Source organism: Cytobacillus dafuensis (assembly GCF_007995155.1).
GTDB classification, from domain to species: domain Bacteria; phylum Bacillota; class Bacilli; order Bacillales; family Cytobacillaceae; genus Cytobacillus; species Cytobacillus dafuensis.
Map to the genome: position 1 here is coordinate 1,215,697 of NZ_CP042593.1, position 26,083 is coordinate 1,241,779.

The 26,083-nt window shown below is 37.7% G+C and carries 16 protein-coding genes, 1 other RNA gene, 1 pseudogene and 1 other annotated feature; of the genes and pseudogenes, 12 read left to right on the plus strand and 6 right to left on the minus strand.

Going from position 1 to position 26,083, the window contains the following annotated elements:
- The first annotated feature begins 241 nt into the window (after positions 1–241).
- Positions 242–3,910: a S8 family serine peptidase gene (locus tag FSZ17_RS05960; RefSeq protein ID WP_082625348.1), complete on the plus strand. Its 3,669-nt coding sequence runs from the start codon at positions 242–244 to the stop codon at positions 3,908–3,910.
- Positions 3,911–4,013: 103 nt separating this feature from the next.
- Here the strand turns inward: FSZ17_RS05960 and FSZ17_RS05965 are convergent, their stop codons facing one another.
- Positions 4,014–4,742: a hypothetical protein gene (locus tag FSZ17_RS05965; protein ID WP_057775230.1), complete on the minus strand. Its 729-nt coding sequence runs from the start codon at positions 4,740–4,742 to the stop codon at positions 4,014–4,016.
- Positions 4,743–5,154: 412 nt separating this feature from the next.
- On the opposite strand from FSZ17_RS05965, the pseudogene FSZ17_RS23640 reads away from it, so the two are divergent.
- Positions 5,155–5,288, plus strand: a pseudogene (locus FSZ17_RS23640) (hypothetical protein); the annotation flags it as partial.
- A 336-nt stretch (positions 5,289–5,624) separates the two neighbouring features.
- On the opposite strand, the gene FSZ17_RS05970 reads toward FSZ17_RS23640, so the two are convergent.
- On the minus strand, positions 5,625–5,822 hold the full coding sequence (locus FSZ17_RS05970) for a hypothetical protein (RefSeq protein ID WP_057775226.1): 198 nt from the start codon (positions 5,820–5,822) through the stop codon (positions 5,625–5,627).
- A 482-nt stretch (positions 5,823–6,304) separates the two neighbouring features.
- Between FSZ17_RS05970 and FSZ17_RS05975 the strand changes: the two genes are divergently transcribed.
- The 5 genes from FSZ17_RS05975 (at position 6,305) to FSZ17_RS05995 (ending at position 16,611) form a co-directional block, all read left to right on the plus strand.
- Positions 6,305–6,820 (plus strand): DinB family protein, encoded by a 516-nt coding sequence (locus FSZ17_RS05975; protein WP_057775223.1) that lies wholly within the window; start codon positions 6,305–6,307, stop codon positions 6,818–6,820.
- Between the two features lie 1,017 nt (positions 6,821–7,837).
- A complete protein-coding gene (locus FSZ17_RS05980; RefSeq protein WP_146846397.1) occupies positions 7,838–9,451 on the plus strand; it encodes a midas domain-containing protein in 1,614 nt (537 codons plus the stop codon).
- 431 nt (positions 9,452–9,882) lie between these two features.
- Positions 9,883–10,152, plus strand: a transfer-messenger RNA (tmRNA) gene (gene ssrA / locus FSZ17_RS05985).
- Positions 10,153–11,590: 1,438 nt separating this feature from the next.
- Complete coding sequence (locus FSZ17_RS05990) at positions 11,591–15,538, plus strand: S8 family serine peptidase (protein ID WP_185150669.1); 3,948 nt, start codon at positions 11,591–11,593, stop codon at positions 15,536–15,538.
- 680 nt (positions 15,539–16,218) lie between these two features.
- Positions 16,219–16,611, plus strand: a complete 393-nt coding sequence (locus tag FSZ17_RS05995; protein ID WP_228460287.1) for a protease inhibitor I9 family protein — start codon at positions 16,219–16,221, stop codon at positions 16,609–16,611.
- A 169-nt stretch (positions 16,612–16,780) separates the two neighbouring features.
- On the opposite strand, the gene FSZ17_RS06000 is transcribed toward FSZ17_RS05995, so the two are convergent.
- Positions 16,781–17,521, minus strand: a complete 741-nt coding sequence (locus tag FSZ17_RS06000; RefSeq protein WP_057775201.1) for a type II toxin-antitoxin system Phd/YefM family antitoxin — start codon at positions 17,519–17,521, stop codon at positions 16,781–16,783.
- Between the two features lie 388 nt (positions 17,522–17,909).
- On the opposite strand from FSZ17_RS06000, the gene FSZ17_RS06005 reads away from it, so the two are divergent.
- From FSZ17_RS06005 to FSZ17_RS06020, 4 genes are all read left to right on the plus strand, one after another.
- Positions 17,910–19,358, plus strand: a complete 1,449-nt coding sequence (locus FSZ17_RS06005) for a DEAD/DEAH box helicase (protein ID WP_057775198.1) — start codon at positions 17,910–17,912, stop codon at positions 19,356–19,358.
- A 173-nt stretch (positions 19,359–19,531) separates the two neighbouring features.
- Positions 19,532–20,434: a LysR family transcriptional regulator gene (locus FSZ17_RS06010; RefSeq protein ID WP_057775195.1), complete on the plus strand. Its 903-nt coding sequence runs from the start codon at positions 19,532–19,534 to the stop codon at positions 20,432–20,434.
- A 216-nt stretch (positions 20,435–20,650) separates the two neighbouring features.
- Entirely contained in the window at positions 20,651–21,166 is a 516-nt protein-coding gene (locus FSZ17_RS06015; protein ID WP_057775192.1) for an acyl-CoA thioesterase, read from the plus strand.
- A gap of 25 nt (positions 21,167–21,191) precedes the next feature.
- The gene (locus FSZ17_RS06020) at positions 21,192–21,563 is read left to right on the plus strand and encodes a hypothetical protein (RefSeq protein ID WP_057775188.1); all 372 of its coding nucleotides are present in this window, start codon (positions 21,192–21,194) and stop codon (positions 21,561–21,563) included.
- A 176-nt stretch (positions 21,564–21,739) separates the two neighbouring features.
- Here FSZ17_RS06020 and gltX read toward each other — a convergent pair whose 3' ends face one another.
- The 3 genes from gltX to FSZ17_RS06035 all read right to left on the minus strand — a co-directional run bounded on the left by gltX (position 21,740) and on the right by FSZ17_RS06035 (position 24,938).
- Positions 21,740–23,404, minus strand: coding sequence for a glutamate--tRNA ligase (gltX, locus tag FSZ17_RS06025; RefSeq protein WP_057775185.1), 1,665 nt, complete (start codon positions 23,402–23,404; stop codon positions 21,740–21,742).
- Between the two features lie 47 nt (positions 23,405–23,451).
- Positions 23,452–23,690 (minus strand) — a binding site (T-box leader).
- A gap of 292 nt (positions 23,691–23,982) precedes the next feature.
- On the minus strand, positions 23,983–24,444 hold the full coding sequence (locus FSZ17_RS06030) for a DUF8821 family protein (RefSeq protein WP_057775182.1): 462 nt from the start codon (positions 24,442–24,444) through the stop codon (positions 23,983–23,985).
- Between the two features lie 14 nt (positions 24,445–24,458).
- Positions 24,459–24,938 carry a GyrI-like domain-containing protein gene (locus FSZ17_RS06035; protein ID WP_057775178.1) on the minus strand — a complete coding sequence of 160 codons (480 nt, stop codon included), beginning with the start codon at positions 24,936–24,938 and terminating at the stop codon, positions 24,459–24,461.
- Positions 24,939–25,046: 108 nt separating this feature from the next.
- On the opposite strand from FSZ17_RS06035, the gene FSZ17_RS06040 reads away from it, so the two are divergent.
- The gene (locus tag FSZ17_RS06040; RefSeq protein ID WP_057775176.1) at positions 25,047–26,009 is read left to right on the plus strand and encodes a helix-turn-helix transcriptional regulator; all 963 of its coding nucleotides are present in this window, start codon (positions 25,047–25,049) and stop codon (positions 26,007–26,009) included.
- The last annotated feature ends 74 nt before the right edge of the window (positions 26,010–26,083 follow it).

The window sequence follows — 26,083 nt, forward strand, 5'->3', positions numbered from 1 at the left end:
TTCTTTTTAAAGAACGAATGAAGGAGGGGTGAGAATTGTTGTATCTGGCAGATCAAAAACGAAGGGGGTTGAAATCTTATACAAATCTCATCGCTAAGACAGAGAACAGCAACGAAACTATCGTTCATTCATTCTTTACTATAGAGAATGAAATAGATTCTAATACTTAGGTACGTGAATAGATTAATAGTTTCCGTCCATTCAGGTGCATGACGGAAAAAGAGGAGAAGGGGGAAGTGAATTGAGGAAAAGAAAGTTTACAAAACTATTTAGTAGTATCCTAGCTTTTATTATGGTGCTTTCGCTAGGATTGCCTGTATCGGCGACAGCAACAGAAACAGTTGAACAGAAAGCATTCAAGCAACATCAACAGAGCGAAAGAAACATGCTGCTAAAGACAGCAATCGCAGATCAGTTGGAGGCTTCCGAAGGTTTACCAAGGCTGCATAAAGATTTACAGGATAAATCAGGTAATGAAAAGATTCCAGTCATTATCCATCTATCGGAAAAACCGGTAGCGTTAGAAAAAGGGATTGAAAAGCTAAAAGGAAAAACACTATCAAACTCCCAGCTTTCACAAATTCGCAGTAAAGTAACAAGACAGCAAGCAACGGTCGATAGAGAAATGAGAGTTAAGGGCGTTACATTTGAAAAAGGCTTTGCCTATGATACCGTTCTTAACGGCTTTGCTGCCAAAGTAAAAGCGGATGACCTCAAAAAACTTCTAGACATTACAGGCATCACATTAGTAGAACCAGATGCAATCGTTCATGCATCAGATGTTAAGAAGCCAGTGGATCCGTCATCTGATCTTGAAAAAGTAGTAGATTACGAGGCAAAGATGAACACAAGCATCCCCTTCCTAGGGATTGAGAAGCTTTGGGATAAGGGCTACAAAGGAAAGGGAATCAAGGTAGCTGTACTTGATACAGGGATTGATCCAGACCACCCAGAGTTCCAAGGAATCTATAAGGGTGGAAAAAACTTCATTCCAAACAGCTCTACCTATACTCGCCAACGGGCAGATGATGATGCACGTGAAACATCACCGAAAGAGCGACCGGCTAACCAGCCAGAATTCAATGCAAACGGTCGTGCCTTCTACACGAGTCACGGAACGCACGTTGCAGGAACAATTGCTGCCATCGGTGCGAATGAATACGGAATTAAGGGGATTGCCCCGGAAATTGACCTATATGCTTACCGTGTACTTGGTGCATATGGAAGCGGATCGTCATCAGGAATTATCGCGGGCATCGAGCATGCAGTTAAGGAAAAAATGGATGTTATCAACCTTTCACTTGGCGGAGGAGCTAACACAGAGACTGATGCGGGCTCATTTGCGATTAACAACGCCATGATGGTTGGAGTGATCTCGGTCATTGCAACAGGTAACGATGGACCAAAGCGTGGAACAATGGGAACTCCAGCAACGGCTCGTCTTGGAATTGCGGTTGGAAACACGACAAATCCAGAAACGCAATATAACGGAGAAGTAACAGTTAAAGTCGGTGAGAAATACAGCTATGCTAAACAATTAAAATTCATGGGTACAACATTTGGACAGGATTTACAGAATCAATTAACAGGTGAATACGAGCTTGTAGCCATCCCAGGAGTCGGTAATAAGGCAGACTTTAATGGCATTAATGTAGAAGGAAAGGTTGCTCTCATCTCCCGTGGAGAAATTGCATTTGTTGATAAAATTGCCAATGCAAAGGCAAACGGTGCAGTCGCAACGATTATCCATAACTTCTCAGGTGGAACGAATGCACCTGACGTATCAAATGTATTTATAGGCGATTCATTTGCCTTTATTCCTTCAATCGATATGTCTGTAACAGATGGAACAGCTATTCGTGATGCGCTTAAGACGGGAACAGGCACTGTCACATTCGGAAAATTCGGCTCAACACGGTCTGAAGGCGATGAAGTCAGTGATTCTAGTTCGCGTGGCCCGTCCACACCGAACTTTGATATTAAACCAGATGTTACAGCACCTGGGACAAATATTATGTCTTCTGTACCTGCTTACAAATGGGATTTCCCTGAAGCAAGCTATGAAGAATCTTACGATCGTTCTTCAGGAACGTCAATGGCAACACCACATATTGCTGGAATTGCCGCACTAATCAAACAAGCTAACCCAACTTGGGATGCGTTTGATGTAAAAGTAGCCCTTTCCAATACTGCAAAAATCCTTAACACAAGTAAATATGATGTCTTTGCTCAAGGAGCAGGTCGTGTAGACGCTTATGCTGCAGCATTCCCAAGTGTACTTGCTTATGCAGAAGATGAAGCAGTACTTGATGCAAGCGGCAAGATTGTGCCAAACCTGAAAGGAACCGTTACATTTGGTCCACAAAAACTGGATAAGAACATTTCAGTTACAAAGCAAATTCGTGTCAAAGACCTAAAAGGAGCGGGTGGGAACTTCAATGTAGAAGTGAACGTAACCAAGTCATTTGCTGATGCAAAAATCACAATTGACACTCCTTCCTTTACGTTAGCTCCAAATGGCGAGCAGCTATTAAACGTAACATTAACAGCTTCGAAAAACCCTGCAGCCAAAGCAGGAGACGAATATTTAGGCTATATCCATATTAACGGTGGCCAAAATCACATTTCCTTGCCATTTGCTGCCGACTTCGGCGGAGTGCCATCTGTTCAAATAAAGGATATGCGGATTACAGAAACAGACCTATCCTTTAATGCGGACGGAGTTAAAGACTCTGCTATGCTTTACTTCACAATTACAGGAAATGTCCTAGATAACTATATTGAAATTTGGGATATCCAAGATCCTGAGGGTGGAAAATATGGCGATGGTTATATTGGTTACTTACATGCAGGTACCTCATTAGGTGCAGGCTCCTACCAATTAGCAATCAATGGGCAATACAGACCATGGGAAAATCCAGCACAATTAACTAAAATTCCTGATGGACTTTATACGATTGACTATACTGCACAAACAGTAGCAGGAAACGTAATCAGTGATTATGTTGGCCCAGTAATTGTAAAAACAACAAAGCCTAAAATTGAGGGTGAAGTGGCAAAGAATAAATTGTCAGGCCAAGTAACAGATAAGTACATCGATTACAATGATGTTCTAAAGGATTACGGACTTCATTACGACCTCAATACAAAACTTAAGGCTTCTTATGTTATCACAAGCGATGGTAAGGCGGGCAGTGCAGTACCATTAACACTAAACCAAGACGGTTCATTTGAAATCGACTTAACTCAAGCGGCAGATTCAGTCACAGTACATGTAGAAGACGCTGCTGGAAATAAAGGTAAGGCAGATTTTGCTGTAGAAAATGCAGTTGAAATCAGCTTATCTGTAGACCAATCAGACATAAAAATTGAAAAAGGCAAAACCGCAACAGTAAAAGTAACACAAACAACGAAAGATGGCGATAACTCAACGGATGAAGATGTGACAGCAAAAGCTACTTACACAGTGGCAGACGAAACGATCGCATCAGTTCAAGCTGGTGTCATTACGGCAAAAGCTGTTGGTGAAACAACGGTCACAATTTCTTACGGCGAAAATGAAGTAACGGTAGCCGTAACAGTAGTTGAAGGAGAGCCTGAGCCAGAAAAAACAGTTAGCTTGAAGGCAGAAAAAGACTACATTCTCATTAACGAAGGCGCGACAGATAGTGTGAAAATCACAGAAGTTACAACAATTGGTGATAAAACAACAGAAGAAGATGTAACAGCCAAAGCTACCTATAAAGTAGCAAACGAAAAAATTGCAACGGTTAAGGATGGCGTTATCTTGGGTAAGACAGCTGGGATCACAGAGATAACCGTCACATATGGTGAGAACACAGTGAAGGTAACGGTTGCGATTGCTAAAACTGACGAGGTAAGACCGCCTAGACCTTTACCAAATAAGTAGCGCCAAGGTCTTGTTATAATCACAACGTTGACAAAATGAATAAAAAAATTGAAGAAGAGCCAGCATTTCTATTGCTGGCTCTTCTTCAATTTTTAGCTTTCTATTAGAACCTTGGAGGTTTAACATCATGATTCTCTTTTTCTGTATTTGCCTTATCGATAAGGTTTTGGTCTTTTTCACCTTGACCTGGAAGGTTAATTCTTAGTTTTCTTATTTCTATCGCAGCTTCTTCTTTTGTCATCGTACCTTCCTTTAGTTTTTTATTAATAGCTTCGGCCTTAGCTTTTGTATCGCTATCTAAATGAGCAAGCGGTTTGCGTATTTCTCCTAGATTGGGAAGGGGAACTCCTAGTTTTTCCAGCTCTGCTTTAGCTTCATCTTTTGTCATGGTGCCGGCCATTACTTTTTCCAAAACTTCCTTTGCTTTTGCCCTTGTTTCCGCATCTATATTCGCGAATTTTTCGGCCCTTTTTTCTTGTTTAGGAAGGTTAATTCTTTGTTTCCTTATCTCTAGAGCTTCCTCTGATGTCAACTTATTCGTTTTTATTTTTCCTGCAATCGCTTCTAATTTTTTCTTTGTAGCTGCATCCAAATTAGCAAGATATTCATCTTTATCCACTTGGCCAGGGAGAGTAATTCCGAGTGCTTTTAGTTCATCCTTAATCTTTTGAATCCTTTCTTGCGTTTCTGTATCCGTTAAAGAATTTGTAGACTGCTTCACTTTATCGTTTTCCTGAGTAGACGTCGCAAATGCCGATGCTCCCAACCCGCCAACTATCCCAACTGATAATACCCCTGTCATGACATAACCAATTAACTTCTTTTTGTTCATTGTATCATCCTCCAAATATTATTAAGTCCTTTTCTACTGTCTTAAATCTATGTAGAATAGGGAAAGCCTAGTGAAAAACACAACCGTATATCATTATCTGTATTCAAGGCAATTGGAAAAGATTTAATTAGTGATCCTTTTTTGAAAATCACCATCACCTCCTACATCAGCTTTTCTAATTTGGAATTCAATTATTCAGCTTAAATAAAGGATTGAGAGTTGAAAGTCTGTCTCTATCGTTCTTAATAAAGAACTTTCATTGTAATTTTAACGGTATCTTTATAAAAACACAACCATCCTGCATCAATAATACGGTTGTATTTTTTAAAAATTCATATGAATGAAATTATGGTGGAAAAAAGAGCTTGAATCACTGTTTAGGGATGCTTTAAGGACCATCTACAATTCCTTGATGGCCAATAGTAGAACGAATCCTAAGGTTGATGAATTTTTAGGTAAAGCTAAAAGTGGAAGGAAGAATATGAGAAGTTGAGAAAAATCGTTCTTGACTGCGACCTGACCGAAGAATTTAAGTGGATGCATCCTTAACAGCCCAACTGTGACGGCTCGCACAAGAACATTCGATAAGAAAATAAATGAATCAAACTTTAGGATATGCCCTCACCTTGTGTTCATTCAACTACTTTTTGGATAGCAGGTGTCACTCCATACAGCACTTTTGTGTGTAGTATTTTTCTTTTCTGGGAAACGTATGGACGATTCTTGCGTTTCCCTATTGCGAAAAACTGTCTCTCTCCTATTTAAGAGAATGTAAGTTGATTAAAAGGAGTCCTAGTCCCCTTTTAATAACGAATTTAGTTTAATTTTATATAGCAGCAAGAGTGAGAACCGTCCACGTGTTTTAAAGTAATTTCTGAGTTACTATTTCTTTAATTTACTGATTTCTTTTACTTTCATGGAGGCAATCTCCCCAGAATCTTGGCAATATGTAAGTAGTAAAGGCGAGCCTTGTGTCATTCGTTTGTTCACTGGCCTGATATTTGCATAGCCATGTCCTATTTCCCCAACAGCAAAGGAATTACTCCCACAAGCCTTACAAGTTAATCTTTGATCACTCATTAAAATCACCTCTTCAGTGTATTTACTATTAATACGAATGAACAACTAGGATGGTTCATTATGGAAACATTGGGACGTTTCCTGCGTTTCCCTAATGCGAAAAACAGACTCTTGCTTATCTAAGAGATTGTAAGTTGAGAAGGAGTCATAATCGGGAGGAAATCGAGAAAACAGACCAATTAATTCAAAAGGCAGGATATAAGGGAGAAAAGTTTTTATGAACTAAAGAGGTGCTTTGATCACGGATGATTAAGCACCTTTTTGTTAAACTCCTTTCTTATTGAGCTAACTAGCTAATAGAAGCTAATCCTTATTCCATTAAAGGGGAGTATCCTGGAACAAGGATTGGCTCTCATTTTTCATTTTAAGGCCAGTTTGTGGAGGATATTAACAAGTTTTTTTAGAGTTATTATTTAAATAGGAATTTTGAAGTCTTTTGGTGAATATTAAATGTTAATCTATAAAAGATGGAGGCTGCTGTGATGTTGAAACTGTTTCAATATAACTGGCAAGTTCGTGATGATTGGTTTACATGGTGCGAAGACATATCGGATGAAGAACTATTAAAGAAACGGGTCGGTGGGTTCGGCAGTATCCTACATACCTTATTTCACATTGTAGATGTGGAATATATGTGGATCTTAGGTTTGCGAGGTGAACCAGTGCCTGAGGAGCCATTGTTTGAGGATTATGCTAGCTTACAAAAAGTCAAAAATCTTTCAGCTCAATACCATGAGAAAGTGAAGCCATTTGTGACATCTTGGACAAATGAAATGGATTCTCGGAAACTTTCAGAAACTGATTTCAATGAAGAACCGATTAGCTCTAGAGACGCAGCAATCAGGCGCCGAGTCATTGAATGTACACACGGAGAGATCATACGTCATGTCATTGTCCACGAAATCCACCATATCGGCCAGTTATCTACATGGGCACGTGAATTAGGAAAGGAGCCTGTTTCCGCAAATCTGAGAGGAAGAGGGCTATTCGATAATTAGACTAGTCGGGCGAATACCACAGGATATGGAAATCTTTGTAAGCGATACATCGCACGACCAAATGAGAAGCTTTTAGGAGGACGTGGCATGTATGAGCGCGATATGTGCAACTACGCCTCTGTCTTCGCCTTTTCAAAGCTCGCCAATCGGCGAGTTTTTTTATGCAATGATAAACAATTAAGTTGTGTTGTGTACAGTGCTTGGAAAACGTTATTAAGTCGTATCCGAATAGCTGTAGAGGAAAAATGCTTTTCCATCACCCAACAACTTTTACGATGAGCGTCGGCCTTCTCACTTTCATAAAAATTTACTACCAATCGCTCGCAGAAGGAGAATGGCGTCCTCTTTAATGGAAAGGTGGTTTGATCAACTTTAGCAATCTGGATCACCCCGATGTCATCTTAGTACAATTGCTGAAAACACCCATGAAATTGCATTTTTTTGAAAAAATATACTTTGAAAAATGTGCATCCCTGTCCAAACTTTCAGGTATGAGAAAACCTAATGAGGAAAATTACATCAACAAATCATGGGATGTTTCCGCAAATCAAAAGCAAGTAAAAAAATATTCATCTCTCCTAAATGAACTGTTAACTTTTCTTTAATAAAAGAAATAATCTTTTCGTTCCTGTCTTATATGTAAAGGGAATTGGCAGGATTATCCAGATACTTAGTAAAGAAGAGGACAGATAAAAACGCTGGTGGAATATCTAAAAGACGCCATTCATAATTACTTTGGAAGGGGAAACTTGAAAAACAAAATATTTTATTTATTACAAAATTCTACAAAATAGTAAGATAATCGTTATTTTTTTTAATCCAGGCAACATAATCTGGTAATATCTCTATTTTATAGTAAGAGACAAGCAGTTGTAGTGCTGCTAAGAATCTGAATTACTGAGAAATCTGAATCTTTCTCAGTGGGCTATAAGGGAGGTGTTATCGTATACATACATTTTTGTAGAGAAACATCTATCAGCCAATAAAAGGATAAATAACGAATAGGGAGATGAAAAGATGAATAAAAAACAAATGAATTCTAAAAAAGAGAGTAAAAAATTATCGAAGAAAGTGGCCCCATTTGTGATGTCAACAACTATGATGGCTGCTACATTTTTAGCTGCCGGTGCACCAATTTCTGCTGCAGAACTTGATAATAAAGAAGTTAATCCGGAAATTCAAGAAAAAGTACAAAATCACGGCCAGGAAGTATCTGATTTAGCCAGAAGTCTACCAGGATCTCCTGAGAAAGGAAAAATAATTAGCGAATTAGCAAAAAATAAATCGTTCAAAACAGATGATGTTGATACAGCTGAACCAGCACTGGAAGAAGGAGCAGTAGACGATGAAGCAGTAGAACCTACTGATGAAGCAGAAGCTGTAGAAGGAACAGAAAATGCAGATTCAGAAGAAAACGCAGAAGATGTAGTAGAAGGGGAAGAAGCAGTAGACGAGGAAGCAGCAGAACCTATTGATGAAGCAGAAGCTGTAGAAGGAACAGAAAATGCAGATTCAGAAGAAAACGCAGAAGATGTAGTAGAAGGGGAAGAAGCAGTAAACGATGAAGCATCAGAACCTACTGATGAAGCAGAAGTCGTAGAAGGAACAGAAAATGGAGATTCAGAAGAAAACGCAGAAGATGTAGTAGAAGGGGAAGAAGCAGTAGACGAGGAAGCATCAGAACCTACTGATGAAGAAGAAGTCGTAGAAGGAACAGAAAATGCAGATTCAGAAGAAAACGCAGATGATGTAGTAGGAGAAGGAGCAGTAGATGATGAAGCATCAGAACCTACTGATGAAGCAGAAGCTGTAGAAGGAACAGAAAATGCAGATTCAGAAGAAAACGCAGAAGATGTAGTAGAAGGGGAAGAAGCAGTAGATGATGAAGCATCAGAACCTACTGATGAAGCAGAAACTGTAGAAGGTACAGAAAATGCAGATTCAGAAGAAAACGCAGAAGATGTAGTAGAAGGGGAAGAGACAGTAGATGATGAAGCATCAGAACCTACTGATGAAGCAGAAACTGACAATTCTGTAACTGACGAAAATGTATCAAACGCAGATGATGGATTTTTTGATCAATGGGTAATTGGAACGTATCAATTAATCGGTGATAATTATCAAAGTCTTATTGGTTATTATCAAACTCTCATTGATAAGCATTTTAATCAATCAGATTCTGAAGGAATCGTTGAAGAAGAATCTGAAGAAAACGTTGCAGATGAATTATCAGAGTTACCAGTTGATACTGGTTTAGAAGGTACGACTGAGGAGGAAGTATCTGTAAGTGCAGAAACAGCAATAGAAACGACTGAGGCAAGCATCGCTACAGATGTAACGATGCCTTCTGAGGATAATGTAACAGACAGCAAAGATAATTTAGGGATTGATAATACAGCGGATAACCAAGATTTAGTAGGAAATACGGAAGAAGATCGTGTAGAACCAGTACAGGTTCTAGATGAAGAAACAGTTTCAGATGTTGAAGTAAGTCAAGATGAACAAGAAAATGATCAAAAAGAAGCAATAGAAAATGAAAGGTCCAATCATTCCTCTATTATGGATAAATTGGTTGGTTACTATAAAGATATAGTTACTGCTTATTCTAACTTTGTGAAGTTTTTAAATTAATTTTGTGACGGTATTTGTTTAGATAGATAGTAAACAAATACAACTCAATAAAGAAATAGCGAAATACTTCACCATTAAAGGGGAGAGGATTCATCCATTGCTGATAAGTTCTCTCCCCTTTTTTCTATTCTAATCGATTTATAAAAAGGACTTTTCCAAAAATTCACTTGCATTGGTATGAGTTGTTTATATGAAACTTGAAATCGTGTTCCACTGGAAGGTTAGTTTCTTTACAAATTGCAGCTTCGCCAAAAACATGGGGACGGTTCTTTCGTTTTTTGAAGGGAAAACCGATTAGCTGTCATAAAGTGATATCGGAATTTAAGGGAACAGCAGAACCGTCCCCGTGTTTCACCGATGATACTTAGCTCAAACAATCAATGAGCTTCCGATGTCAAGCAAGCTTTAATTAGCTGCTGAGCCTTTACAATGGGGAAGCTACGGATTCGACAGGGGTAGTTCGAGCTTAGGTTGCGAGTCGAGGGGATCGGCCTCGTTAAAACGTCAAAGCCTATAACTGGCAAACAAAACAACAACTTAGCTTTCGCAGCTTAATACTGCATAGCTGTTCGCCCCTCCATCGCCTATGTGGTAGGGTAGCGGACTTTATTTTAGGAAATTTTATGCTTTATTATAGTAATTAATAATAGGCACTGTAATAAATACAGTTGATATTATTGGATTTTTGGGAATCTCCAATTTTGCATTTTCCTCGTACCATTTCAAACATTATTATAATAATTAACGTAGACTACGACCGTAAATACAAAGAATGTTTAGATAGATATAATTCTTACTCTAAAACTATGATTACTTTTGTGTTTTTACTACAACAGCCTCACTACTTAACTATCCACTAGTGCCACAAAAGATATACTTTATATGGAAAGAAAAACTGGAGCCATTTTGTTTTTTACAATCATAAAAAAATACATTAACCTATAAATCATGATTTTTTTCTAAAATTTATATCGTTTGTTAGTTCTCTAAAAGTAAAAAAATACTTTTTCTTAAAAATTCCCCCAATTAAGTGACAATATCTTTCAGATTGCCAGATTACAAAATTTCCTATATTACCAATTCCTCAACATTTTTCTACACTTTACACAAAAAAACAACATTAAAATATATTTTCTTGTTGATTCATGTTTTAAATTTTTTTTAGAATTCCCCCAATTTACCCGAATTAGAGACAAGAATATAATATAAAAAAAGTATTTTTCAGAATATTTAATAACCCTCAAAATAAATTCCTAATTCGCAAAAATATTAGTTGATAAATTTTATTTGCCTGATGTAGAAAGACCGATATGGGTATTAAATGTGAAGTTAAGTTATCAGTACGATGCCCTCTCAATTTTACCAATATATTAATTTACTTTAGGAAAGAAGAGGTTTAGATTTTATGGGTAAAAAGAGAAACAAAAAAAGGATTTATGTAAAGACCACAGACCAGGCTTCGCCTTATAAACTGGCATTTTCAGTACAGGAGGTGAGGCCAAAGTTTTTTATGTAAGACTTTCAATTTAAAAAGGGGAGAGAAAGATGGTCAAGAAGAATTCGAAAAAGATACTAAGTATAATTTTAAGTATGGGTATGGTCGTAAGTGGGTTTGTATTAACACCTCAGAACACTAAAACAGATACTGTCCTTGCCAAAAGCGTAAACCAAAACACATATGAAAATACCAGTCAGGATTCAACCGTTTCTAGCAATTTTGATGACGGGATTGGACTTAATGGATACACACCAAGAGACTTAGGTAACGTAATACCAATTGACAATAGCAAGCTTACTTTTGACAAATCACGCATAGATGCTGTTATCAAAGATGAATCAATTCAATTGAGCCCCGATGAGATTGACTATGTTAACGATCTCTACGAGTCTATGAATAACCCAATAGGTGCACAAGGATTTAGCGACCTATCATCTACACAGATGACAGATATTATTGTACAGTTCGATGTACTGCCAACCAAAATTCAAAAAGCTTACAACAAACTTCATCAAAAAGCTGTTGGTAACGAGGAAAAACTTGCTGCTTCCGCGTTATCAAAATTTAAATCAGCGATTGAAAAATATGGTAACGAAGTTAAGTTAGGATACGATTTCCACGATATAGTAAATGGAGTTGGCATGACTGTGCCTGCCAATCTAATTAACGCGATTGCCGAGCTGCCTGGTGTATACTCAGTTAGCCCTGATTTTATGGTCAATACAGACCCAACAGACAATGGGCAGGATGTCGGAGTATATGTTACTGACGATAGCACGACATCAATGGGTGGTATGAAAGAAAGCCGCTCCGTTTTAAAAACCGAAGAATTAAACCATATGGGCTTTGACGGAACAGGCGTGAAAGTAGCCGTACTTGATACTGGGATTGATTACAATCATCCGGATTTGACTGGTGTTTACAAAGGTGGACATGATTACATAGGAAATCCTACTGTTACTGTTCTTCCAAGTGGCCAGCTTTCAATGTCCAACCTTAATGAAGATAATGACCCAATGGAAACTACTTTCCAAGATTGGGTAAATGCGAACGCCAATAATGGTACACCTGAACGTAATTCTGGAGGAGAGACTTTTTACACAAGTCACGGTACACATGTTGCCGGAACCATCGCGGCAACAGGCAACAACCCATCATCAATTTTTGATACGCTGGGAATCGCCCCTAAAGCTGATTTGTACGCATACAGAGTCTTAGGTCCTTATGGATCAGGTCCTTCAGCTGGTATTATTAAAGCTATTGATCAAGCAGTTAAGGACGGAATGCAAGTACTAAATCTTTCATTAGGAGCTCCAACAGATACTGCTTATGATCCAATGAATATTGCCGTTAACAACGCTAGTATTGCTGGAGCAATTGTTTGTATTGCTGCAGGTAATAACGGACTGTCTCCAAGTGGAACCCGCCGGGCACAATCACTTGGCACTCCTGGAACTGCTTCTCTTCCAATAACTGTAGCTGCATCCAACTATGGCGGTGGCGCAACAAAAATGTATAATGCGGCAAATGTAGACAATAGCGCAACGATGGCAATCAAAGTAACAGGAAGCGATATGAGCAACGTTTTTGCCGATAACAAAATAACGGCCAACAACTTAAATTATGTGGACGGCAAAGGCTATCAATATACTCTTGTGACAGGTAGCGGCAACACAGCTACTTCACTTGATCAACTCAATGCCCTACCGGACAACAGTCTAGCTGGACAAATCCTTGTGGTGAAACGCGGTGAGCTAACATTTACCGACATACCTCCCCAAGCTGCGCGTCTCGGCGCAGGTGCTATTTTAATTATTAATAAGGATACCGAGGAAGGTTTTCTTCCTAATAACACAATTAGCGGTGAAAAATTGAACAGTTTACCTATCTTTTCGATTACTCATCAGTCAGGTGACTCGCTTGCATCGGTATACACAACAACTGTTGGACAAGGGAATGCATCCTATATTGACTTCGGAACACTTAGTCTTGATGACCAGCCGAAGACCCCTGCTAGTTTTAGTTCAATTGGACCTGTTTCTGAAACAGCGGCCATTAAGCCCGATATTACTGCACCGGGTGTTGACATTATGTCTACACAACCTGCGTTCCTAATTAACCCGGATCATAATGCAACGGATTATTCTAACGCTTATGCACGGATGAGTGGTACTTCTATGGCAACACCACATATTGCTGGAATTGCTGCACTTATGAGACAAAACTTTCCGAATGCCCCAGTTGCAGAAATAAAAGCTCGTTTAATGAATACAGCAAATCCAACGCTAATTAATTCTGGTGTTACTTCCGCTCCGACAGCAAGTGTGCTTGAAATTGGCTCAGGCTTTGTCGATCCGATGCGCGCACTTGTTACAGACAAAGACACTATCATTTCTGTAACCGACAATGTTCCTAGTGGGCAACCAGGAGAATTAATCACAAATCAGTCATTAGCTTCATTGAGCTTTGGCACAGTTTTATACAGTGCAACAGGTACAGTTAGCACGAAGAAATTGCCTGTTACCATTACAAATTCTGGAGATAATGCTTCTAGATATACAATGTCTGTTACGTACAATAATGACACAAATTTCTCAAACTCGGCTGCCCAAAATAATGTCTCATTTTCTATGGAGCAAACTTCTCTGACTATTCAGCCAGGGCAATCGGCAACTTTTAACACCAATATGAACATACCGAAAAACTGTAAAACAGGAAGATACGAAGGCTATTTGAACATAACAGGTCCGTCTGGAAACTATGTTTTACCATTCATGGTTTACGTCACGGGTGTTGATGCAAGTACGCTTCCGTTTGCGATCCAAAACCTTTGGCAAGTTAAACCGATTTTAACTACGAGCGATCCTGTTAAAAACGGTGGTATAGCAGATAGTCAGCATTCCGGCACAGCACCATTTGTAATGACATATACCGGTCAAATTCCTGGAGACAAGATGAGCGTTTATCTGCTTAAAAAAGATAGCAGTACACCTAGCGGTTACAAAATAGTCGGAAGTTATGGTGACTATCTCACATCTTCACTCCCGGCAGGTGACGGCAGATCGGCTACTATGTTTTTCGCTGTACAGAAAAACTATTATCCGATTGATGAATCAGGAAATGTAGCAAATAATTCATCAATTGTTCCTGAAGGTGTTTATAAGCTCGGTCTTGGTTTAACCGTTGATGGCGTTAAAAGTGTCACCGCGTTTGGTGGGGGGCTTGTTGTTGATAGTACAAGACCAGTATTATCCTTCAGTACACCACTTGATTTTGAATTCCCTAGCACAACCAACGTTTTATCTGTAAAGGGGAATATCTATAGCCATGCTGCAGAGGTAGCGCAGCTGAACGGTGTGCAAAACCAGTATTATGCAGGAAGCCCTGTAGTGAGTCAAAGAAATAATGCGCTAATGATTTCAAAAAATAATGGATTGACCTACAATTATTATCTAAATTGCAACGCAAATGGCGATTTTGTAACACAATTCTCAGGTTTTGATGGTGCAACAACAATCAAATCTGTTCTAGCCAGTGCGACGGATGGCTATAGTGGAACCTATTACAAAAGCACACTTCCGGGTTATACCTATGCAGAAACAGGTAACAACAGAGCGGATGGGAATATTACACTAAGATACACACAATCACCAGCACTGTCATCTGTTTCTGCCAAAAATGGTTCGGTGTCGGCAACCTTGGCATTTAACCCACGACTTGTTTCACCTGTTGCAGGTGACTTTAAGATCGAGTATTCGGTAAACAACGGCGAAAGAAAGCCTATAGACACAACATTCAGCTATGATAGTACAAATTCAACAGCACATCTTGATTTCACACCAATTCCATCACAACCATACGATCAAGATATAACGGTATATTTGGATTATAAAGGTGCTGAGAAGAGCTATACCTTCCACACCAAGGCATTAACAGGTACTTTGGTACTTGATTACTACAAGTTCCAAGACGAATATATCGAAGCAGGTACGTTTACAACTGCAGGACAGAAAGCATTCGAAATTGGCAACCCTTTTGAATACACCAAAATAAGTGCTAAAGAAGCAAGAACAGCACGTGGATACAGAGGTAATCTAATTGCTCCAAATAGTGGCAAGGTTTTAGGTACATTTGTGGCTAAACTTGATTCCGATAATAAACTATCAGTCACGTATAAGCTCTATAATGGCTTAAAGACAACTGACTCGATAACCTTTATCTATTCTCCGACACAGTTTACATCTAAGAACTATGGACAATTAATAAAAGATTACAAGAATTCGCTGCAAACACAAGCATTAGGCTCTGCAACGGGCACATTTACTGTAAACAATGTAACAAGCGATACCATCTACATTTTCCTTAAGAGCAACAATGCAGCAGGTACTGCAAGCACTATCATTCCTGCCGATCCAACAAAAGACGTCAAGCTAGATCTTGTTAATGACATAACACCTACCACATTCACCTTCCATTACGGCGATACAGTTACGCAAACTGTTCCTGTAGGAACTTATTATTTGGAAGGGTATGGAGACGTTACAATTAATGTAGATTCAACAACATATATTGAGTTTGATAATAAATAATAAGTATTTTTTTTAGGGTTGGAATTTAGACGTTTTTCACGTCCACGCGTATATTTTTCCTAATATTAATAGGATGGGCAAAAGTAGGTGAAAACTTATTTTTGTCCTATTTTTTAGAGTAAACAAATAAAAAGTGTTTGCTACAACGTCTTTTTTTTATGGCTGTGTTAAAGAAAATCTTAAATTAAAGTGGTTAATGGTGGAAATCACAGTTAATAGCTTGATAAAAAACTAATAAAATTTATTGAACTGTTTAAAAATGTAATTTCTGATATTAATGAGTTTTAAAACTAAACAGTGAGCGATTTTTCCATAATTAACGATCTGAAGTGGTCCAAAATATGCAAGGTTTTATTCATTATCTTACCGGTTCCATTAGATTTAAGTCCGACATATTTAGGGAATAGAGCATATACTTTTGACATGGACGAAGATTTTGGAGATTACATATAATATCATAACTCTCTTGCCAAATGTTGTGATATCCACGTTATGCCAGAAATAAGTTAGCTAGGGTAGGAGTCCAATTTAGTATAGCTTTTTTTTCGCTCTTTAAAGGGGGGAGTTAGAATGTTAGGAAGAAGTGCTACTGTAGAGTCCTTTTAATAGTCTTATTCATGTTCATAGGTGGATGTCATACCAGTAAAGGAGAGGTTTCCTATCAAAAGGAAGACAAGGTGGTGAAAAAAACTATGTATTGGTCAGCCAAGGTAGATCCATCCATTGACCTTTCAAGCAATCAGATCATCTCCGTTATCATTGAATTCAAAACGAAGCCAGCGAGAATAGCCGTCTTAGTAGCGAAAGCAAATGGTATCACCCTGACACTAGAGGAAGCTAAGAGGCAAGTTGAACAAAGTCATCACACGTTTCGGAAACTTCTAACATTATTAGATGAAAATAATGTTCCGTATAGGATCAAGTACACTTATAAGACCGCCTTCAACGGAGTAACCATTGAACTGCCAGCAAATGAAATAAAACGATTAACGGCATCTCCTGTTATCTCTAAAATCTATCTTGACAAACAAATTCAACTTGAACCACCCGTTCAGCCTCGAGACCAAATGTAAGAGATAATTATCAGGTAGTCTATACAACTATTTTTTAAGTTTTTTATCATTTTACTAGTAGGTGGCTGTGTATAAATGTGTAAGTAGAACGTCTCAATGTTTAAGGACTCGTAAAAGAAAAAGATGGCATATAGCAGCCATCTTTTTCGCATCTTATAGTCATATTCTGTTACACTCTAAAAATCCTTCTAATCTCCGCGCTAAGTCCCTCAAAAATATAGGATTGTACAGTCTCATTATTTTTATATGTGGTATTGTTGGTTATATTTTTTTCTTCAAAAAGAAAGACAGTGACTTCCTTGTTTTCTGGATTAACGATCCAGTATTCGTTTACTCCACAAGACATATAAAGATCGAGTTTTTTAATCATGTCTTTTCTTCGAGTACTATTAGATAGTACCTCTACGACAAGTGATGGTACACCTTTATAATAATCTTGTTCATTTATTTTTTCCTCTAGGTCACAAATAATCATTATATCGGGCTGAACCATATTAATGCTCTCTTGTGATCTTCTAAGTTCAATGTCATATGGGGCAACCATTGGTGTGCACTTTTTCCCTTGAAAGAAGTTATAGAAAATGCCAAATAGCTCGGTTATAGCTATTTGATGAGCTGTTTTTGGAGAAGCGAGCAAATAGATTTCTCCGTCAATATATTCGTATCTTTCTTCGGATTCCTTCTGTAATTCTAGAAACTCTTCAAACGTTGCTTTTTTACCGTCAGAGCTATATTCTTGAGCCTTTTCACGTACTTGTTCCATCATAGTTGTATTTTCTGTAGATGCGTCTCTTACTGCGGTTAGTTTAGCAATTTCCGTACCGTTTCGTGTAATAATAATATCCTCATGGGCTGCTAGCATTAAATACTTTCCAAAATTATTTTGTAATTCGGTTGAATTAATGATCACAATGACAGCCTCCTTATGGTATTAGTTAAAATAGCTAATTTAGCTATTGTAATTGTATATTATTTACATTTAATAATCAATTAATGAGGAATTTGTTATATCAGGAAACATAAAGTAATCTATAAAATAGCTGTAGCTTATTTTACACCTAAACTAAATCGGATAAATATGGTGAATGGATATAACACTATAGTAGTAAGGTGAGAAATAATTTTATCTCCCTCTCAACCGTAGATCTATGTGGGGGAATAAATCTTAACGAAAAGTCTTTTAATAGGAGCATTTATTCATTTGCTAGGTGTATATTCGCGTATAATAGTAGTTTGTATAAGGTAATGATCTTTACGGAAATAATAAGAAAAATAATCTAAATAAAAGAGGCTTAGTTATGTGTAAAAGAAGTTTTAAAGATTTTAATTTAAGTGAAGAAATAGCAAACGCACTGGACAGTTTAAAATATGAAAATCCAACAGAAGTACAGAGTAAGGTCATACCTCTTGTGTTAGAGAAGATCGATCTTGTTGTGAAATCGCAAACAGGAAGTGGAAAGACAGCATCATTCGGGATTCCTATTTGTGACATGATCGATTGGAAGGAAAACAAACCTCAGGCGTTAATTTTGACACCGACGAGAGAACTTGCTGTTCAAGTGAAAGAGGATATCACGAACATAGGCAGATTTAAACGAATTAAAGCATCTGCGGTTTATGGAAAACAACCTTTTGCCATTCAAAAAACTGAATTAAAGCAAAAAACACATGTAGTCGTCGGAACTCCGGGCCGTGTGTTAGATCATATTGAAAGAGGTACTCTAGCGTTAGAACGGATTAGCTATCTAGTTATTGATGAAGCAGATGAAATGTTAAACATGGGTTTTATTGAACAAGTAGAGGCAATTATAACAAAGCTACCCACAAATCGAGTGACGATGCTATTTTCGGCTACTTTACCAGAGCAAGTCAAAAACCTATCCCTTAAATATATGAAAGCACCTATCGATATTGAAATAAAAGCAACTGGACTCACCACAGTTAAAATAGATCATTCTCTTTTTAAAGTAGAAGAAGACAATAAGTTTTCTATACTTAAAGATGTAACGATTGTTGAAAATCCAGATAGTTGCATCATTTTTTGTCGAACAAAAGATCGAGTAGATGATGTGTGTGATCAGTTAACGGATTTAGGTTATAGCTGCGATAAAATTCACGGTGGGATGGTACAAGAAGATCGGCTTGATGTGATGAATGATTTTCGAAGGGGAGAATTCCGCTATTTAATTGCTACAGATGTAGCCGCTAGAGGAATTGATATTGAAAATATCACACATGTCATCAACTATGATCTTCCATTAGAGAAAGAAAGTTACGTCCATCGCACGGGAAGAACGGGACGTGCGGGTCAGAAGGGGAAAGCCATCACGTTTGTTACCCCATTTGAGGATCGATTTTTAAGTGAAATTGAAGAATATATTGGTTTTGAGATCCCGAGCATAACCCCTCCTTCAATAGAAGAGGTTTCAAAAAAGAAAACTGCCTTTGAAGCAAAAATGAGTGTTGAACCAACGATTAAAAAGGCAAAAAATGAACAACTAAACAAACAAATCATGAAGTTATATTTTAATGGCGGGAAGAAAAAGAAGCTTAGGGCAGTAGATTTTGTTGGAACGATTGCTAAACTCGAAGGAGTTACAGTGGAGGATATTGGCATCATTACAATTCTAGATACTGTTTCTTATGTTGAAATATTAAATGATAAAGGTCCGATTGTGTTGAAAAAGATGAAAAACACGACAATAAAAGGTAAGTTGTTGAAAGTATATGAAGCTAAAAAGAAGTAAAGCGAAACAGAAAACCTCATTTATATCAATTACGGTGAACTGTATCATAAGTAAATGAGGTTTTTTCAAAAATATTGGTTTGCCTTTTTGATAAATCACAAGTGAGGTTACTAAAGAAAAAAGTGTGGTAAACTAAAATATCTTTAAAAAAGTTTATAAGGTGTTTGATAGGTTTGGAAATTAAACATTTGGAGTGTTTTATTGAAGTTACACGTACTGGCAATTTCACCAATGCAGCTGAAAATCTGTTTATTACGCAGCCTGCCCTCAGTAGAATTATCAAATCCTTGGAGGGTGAACTTGGTACACAGCTATTTATTCGCACAAGAAAAGGGCTGATTTTAACGGATGCAGGACGTATTCTAGAAAAACATGCATTAATAATTGAAAAACAGTTGCATCTTTTGGATACGGAACTTGGTCAGATGTTCATGCTAAAAAAAAGCCATGTCCGAATTGGACTCCCAGCGATAACTAATTCTATTTTCTTCTCACAACTGATTGCCTCGTTTCATGAAAAATATCCAGAGGTGACATTCCAATTGGAAGAGGATGGATCTAAGCCGATTGAGGAGAAGGTTGTCAATGGGTTGTTAGATTTTGGGGTTCTCGTTCTTACGGAGAAAAATGATAATCTAGACCATTTTAGGTTTGTTAATGAGAAATTAAAACTAGTGGTACCCTCGTTTCATCGTCTTGCGGGGAGACAGGAAGTGTCATTGAAAGAGCTTAAAGAAGAGAGCTTTATTATGTTCAATCGAGATTTTGAGTTAAGAAACCTTGTCATGACTGCTTGCAGAGAAGCTGGTTTTCAACCGATAATTATTTCGGAAACATCACAATTAGATTTTATTCAAGAATTGGTTGCTTACAATATAGGTATTACTTTGCTGCCTGAGAATACATGTTTGGAACTATCAAATGATTTTCGGACTATAACCGTAATCAATCCTACAATCGAATGGAATTTAGCTATGGTCTGGAAAAAAGATGCATACTTATCACAGGTTGCGAAAGAATTTATCCGATTTGCCAAAGTAAAGCTGTCGACATCTAATCATAACCATGATTCATAATCTAAAATTGAGTCAAATAGTAAAAGGCTTTCTCTTGTTAAGGGGAGGCTTTTTTATTGTGTAGGCTAAAGAGCGCTTACATACTAATTTGTTATGAATTGCATATGGGATTGGCATTGTATCTTTCCACTATAGTCATATTATAATTCTCTTTGTGGAAATTTTAATACATTTGAGGCGAGCGCTTCAATGTATTTTTATATAAGGTGGTATTTTATGCAAGCAAAAAAGGTTAAAGAAACGCGTGTTGTTCAAACCGATCAAGTTCTCATTAATGATTTGAACAATTATCATACATTATTTGGTGGAGTACTAATGAAGAAGATGGATGCTTGTGCGACACTTTCCGCTCGCAGGCACTCAAGGGTAAAGGAATGTGTTACGGCATCTACTGACTCAGTTAACTTCATTGAACCAATCAGAGTAAGTGATTCGGTTTGTGTCGAATCATTTGTTAGCTATACAGGTAAAAGGTCCATGGAGATTTTCTGTAAAGTGGTGGCCGAAGATCTTGAAACTGGAAAACGTAGAATTGCAGCTACAGCATTCTTAACTTTTGTCCCTCTAGATGAAAATAAAAGGCCGATAGAAGTTCCAGGTGTTATACCAGAAACAGAGGAAGAAAAATTTCTCTATGATACGGGGAAAGAACGTGAAAAAATTCGCAAGCTAAAAAGACAACAAAATAACGAACTCGTCTCCAAACTTTCAGTGGATAAACCATGGGATTAATACCGAGCAAAAAGGGAGAGAGATTATGCTAACAACATCAAGTTACGACCAATTGAAAAGTGCGCAAATAGCTATCGGAAAATTAAATTCCACAAAACCATCTATTTACAGAAAATTTATCAATATCATTAAACTGACTCGTCAATTGCAGTTTGGATATCAATATATGGGCTCATTAATTATGGATGAAGACCCAGGTAAATTCAATCCGATGTCTCAAGATGATTATGTGTTGTCTGTCTATTATCGGGAAATCGAAAATTTAAAAACAGACAAAAAATTCCTTGATTTAAAGCAATTACTAAAAACGCATAACCAACTCAGCTATGCTAATATTAGCAAGTTGGCATTGGGGGAAAACCCAGAAGCATTAGTTGGTCCAACTTTAGTCCGTTAATAGCTGAACGGAACCTTTCAAACCTCACTTAGAACTTTCACGGAGAACCGTATCATAAATAGTGGTAAAGCGTAGGGTGGAGGTAGTAGTTAACTGAAAGATGTGGCTATATAAATAAAGTTATAATGACCGGGAAAGTGATGCCCGGTCATTTTTTTGACATGCTTTTTAGTTGGTTAAATGGAATCACCGAAAAATGTCTGCATTCTTGAAAGAACCCTTTTTTCGCCCATTACTTTCATAATATCAAACAAATCAGGTGTATTGGTTCTGTTAGTTAGAGCGACCCTAATTACCATCGCTACATCACCAACATGCCCTTTGTAATTGTTAGGATTGGCTTTATATTGCTTCATATCCTTTGCAAATCCGAGTTCCCCAGCAAGTTCTTTCATTTCATGGAACCAAGCCTCTTTTTCATTATTAAACCTATAAGTTTTGCTAAAACCTAGTACAATTTCTTTCGCAACATCAAAACTTACATTTGTAGGTAACTTATAGCCACTCAATACATCCTTTTCAAACAATTCGTCATAAAAGAAAGCAATCATTGGCTTCACATCTGACCACTTTGAATAATCTTTTCTTGGTTTCTCAATTGTTCGACCTATATTTAGAATGTTTACAGTGTATTCCTTATTCTTGTCAATTAAAGTATAAAGCTCAGAATCAAATTCCTTTGACCAAGTGTATAAATGGTCAAATACTTGTTTACCAGTGAGCCTAGAGATAACATCCTTGCTGATATCACCCAGTTTATTCATGTCTAATAAAGCACCACTGGCATTCATTTTATCAGTATTGATAAAAAAGTCTCTAAATGATTTATGAGGGTTTGTCATCCTCCATTCTTCAAAGTCAGAATTGATGAGATTCATGAAGTATTCACTTAGAGCGATTCCTGGGTATCCTTGTTCTTTGTAATAATCAGCGGTACCATCAAGATCCTTACGTTTACTAAATTTCCGTTTAGAAGCTCCCACTTGCTTCATTATTGGAGCAATATGTCCGTATTCCGGTATTCTAAACCCTAAGGTTTCAAACAACTGAATATGGATAGGCACTGAAGAAAGCCATTCATCGCCCCTAAGACAAAAGGTTGTACCCATCAGATAATCATCTATGGCATGAGCAAAGTGATATGTTGGTAAACCATCCGTTTTCATGATAACAATATCTTGGTCATTTTCAGGTAACTCAATCGGACCTTTAACCAAATCATGGTACGTTATTCTACTATCTGATGACCCCGAAGATTTAAGTCTAATAACAAACGGTTTACCATTTAAAATTTCTTCCTTGGCTTGTTGAAAAGAAATATCTCGATGATTAGCCCACCTGCCATAATAACCTGTTGTTATTTTTAAGTTCTGCTGATTTATTCTTATCTTTTGTAAATCGTCCGTATCACAGAAGCAAGGATAGGCTAATCCATTTCGGACTAAATGCTTCATAAATACCTTATAGATTTGTATTCGTGAGCTTTGTTTATACGGTCCATAAGCCCCCTTATCGTCACCTGAAAGCTGAGGTCCTTCATCGAAATGAATCCCGAAGTATGACAATGAATTTATAATGTTTTCGAGACTGCCTTTTATTTCGCGTTTTTTATCTGTGTCTTCAATACGCAAGAAAAAGACTCCATTACTTTGGTGGGCTAATCTTTCCGATATTAAAGTTGCGTAAAGCCCACCAATATTCAATGAACCAGTTGGGCTCTGTGCAAAACGTGTAATCAAAGCAGATGAAGACAAATTTCTTGGCGGATATAGTGAATAAATATCAGCCGGTACCTGCCTGACATCCGGAAATAACAGTTCTGCCATGTTCTCATTTGACATTATCGAATCCTCCTATATGTTCAAAATAAAAAAAGCCCTTCATCCTATAAAAGGACGAAAGACTTGCTTCCGCGTTACCACCTAAATTGGTTAAAAACCCGCTCATAATGCAGCCATTCACTATCTTGCTGCACACTTCTTTAACGGGAAATTCCCGGTTGACTTACTCCAATTTTTCAGTCAACTGCTCCAAGACTTCTTTCATTAAGCTCGAATACCCAATTTCACCAGCATGGGCTCTCTAAGATTCGAGTGATTAATTACTCTTCCTCTTCATTGCACTTTACAATATGTGGATATAATTAGAGAAACAATAATACATTATGATTAAATTGTCAACAAATTCTGACTATGAGGACAACAGTCTTTTTGCTACCGCCCATTGGTTGGTAACTCGCTCGTTCAAGTCGGGACTAGAAGAAGTGAGTGAAGAGAGGAGAACCATTTCACAAATAACGGCAAGTTTTCTAATGAGTAACTTCAAGAAAGCGTATATATTAGGTTGCCAAAAAATGGACGATGGCACTTTCTTGTTCACCGCTTTGATGTACATTTGATGCATGTAACATTTGCTTACTTTAATATTCTCCTTTAATGACAAAATACGAGCCCCGAATGGTTCCAGCTAGTTTAGACTTTTGCCTAGCAAACTTAAACTTCCCTTCTAACTCTTTTGGTACTTCCATCCCATCAGAAAGCTTAAAACCAACAGCCCGCTTCTTAGGATCATCCACCGTATACATGACGTTGACGCTAAGACCATCCTCATAAATGACGTAGGCAAATTTGATATTTTCCACTTGAAAACGCGACGTTTCTAAAGGTTTGGCCGCAAACTCAATATCACGTTCTTTCAAAATTTGGTTCACATAATCAAGGGTCTCGTAGGACTCGCTAGCAGGTACAACCATAAATTCATGCTTGTATTTGTTCATAAAGTATCGAGCTTCATTAGCACGTAACCCAGCAAGCGCTTCTGCTACGGGTGAAGACTCTAAACCAACTGTAGACACATTTTTAAAGTCAACGATATAGGACAATTCCATCTCTCCTTTTATTTCCTAACAACAGGAATCCACATTTCACCAAATACTGAGCCGTTTCGTTGCCCCATTATAACCGCTGTATTTGGCCCTCCAACATAGGCAAAATTCTTTGCTTCCGGCAATACTTGGCCAAATGCAATGCCAGTAACCATATTACTCAGCTCTTCAGCTGTTTCTGCTGCCCCTTTTACAACTAGGTATTCTCCTTTTGGAAATTGAATCACTCTGGATGCTTCTGGTAATGATGCCTCTGTCATGACGCCGGCATAATGCATCATTTTGTTATTCACCGCTTCATTCACGACAAAAATGTAGTCATTTGTAGCAACGGCTTTTAGCTTGTCAAGCCTTCCATCTTGTTTGACGGCCGACCAAAAATCTGCCTTTTCCTTGTTTATGCCAGCATAGTCGGTGTAATCGCTTTTAAGCTCAGTTCCAATACCTAAAACAGTAAAGCTTTCTTTCTCTTCTAGGGTATAATTTGCCATATTCAGACCATCCTCTTTTTAAAATTTTTCAAATGATTTGTCTTTTCACTTGATGAGTTTATAATAGTCTTTAATCATGTCAAAAAATGATACTGTTTAGGAGATCCGATGAAAAAAGTTGAACGAATTAATACCATCATGCGGTATATCAACAACCGCTCCCACTTTACATTTTCCGAGATCATGCAAGAATTTAACATCTCGCGTTCGACCGCTATTAGAGATATCAGAGAAATTGAAGCCATGGGGATGCCGCTTGTCGCTGAAGTTGGAAGGGATGGGGGTTATTTTGTCATGAACAACTCTGTCCTGCCCACTGTTCGCTTTACCGATAATGAGATTAAAGCTCTTTTTATTGCCTTTATGGCCACAAGAAATCAACAACTCCCATATTTAAAGAGTCGTCAGTCTTTAGCTGAAAAATTACTAGGCCTCACATCAGAAAACCAGCAAGATGACCTTGTTCTATTAAATCAAATCTTGCTTTTTGAAGGGACCAACCCCCATAATCCCGACCTACTTGATTTGTCAGACCTTCCCCATCCTATGTTAGAAAAACTCATCCAAATCCTTCTTTTGGATCGCTATTTACAGATTACCATCAAAGAAGAGAAGGTAATAAAGTCTTTTCCTATTTATCTCTTGCACCTTTACCGTGAAAAAAGCCTTTGGCTGATTGAAGGCTTTGACTTAAAGGAAGAAAAGAGGCAGATTTTCTCTGTCGACCATCTCACCAATGTCGAAACCTACCCGATGAAAAAAAGATTAAGTAAGAAAAAGATTTTAGAAAAACTAAGTAAGCAGGAAGAAGTAATCAATCTTGTCCTTGAACTTGGTCCAAAGGCGATTGCCCAGTTCAAAAAATACCATCCTTTAAAAGTTTCAATTTCCTATACGAATCCTTACCAAACCACAGCCATTCTAAAGACTTTTATTAATGTTAATAATCCCGAAGAGTTGACCGAAATAACAAATTGGCTGCTTTTCCTAGGTGGGGATATTAAGGTCAGGGAAGTGCCTGAAGAAGTCTTAGAAGGTTTACGAGAGAGATTATGTTTATTCTGCCCATAAGCAGTGCTGGTTAAAACCCCAATAATTTTGAGCTTGGCCAGCAGCCAGTAACAATTAATAAAGGGTCTTATACT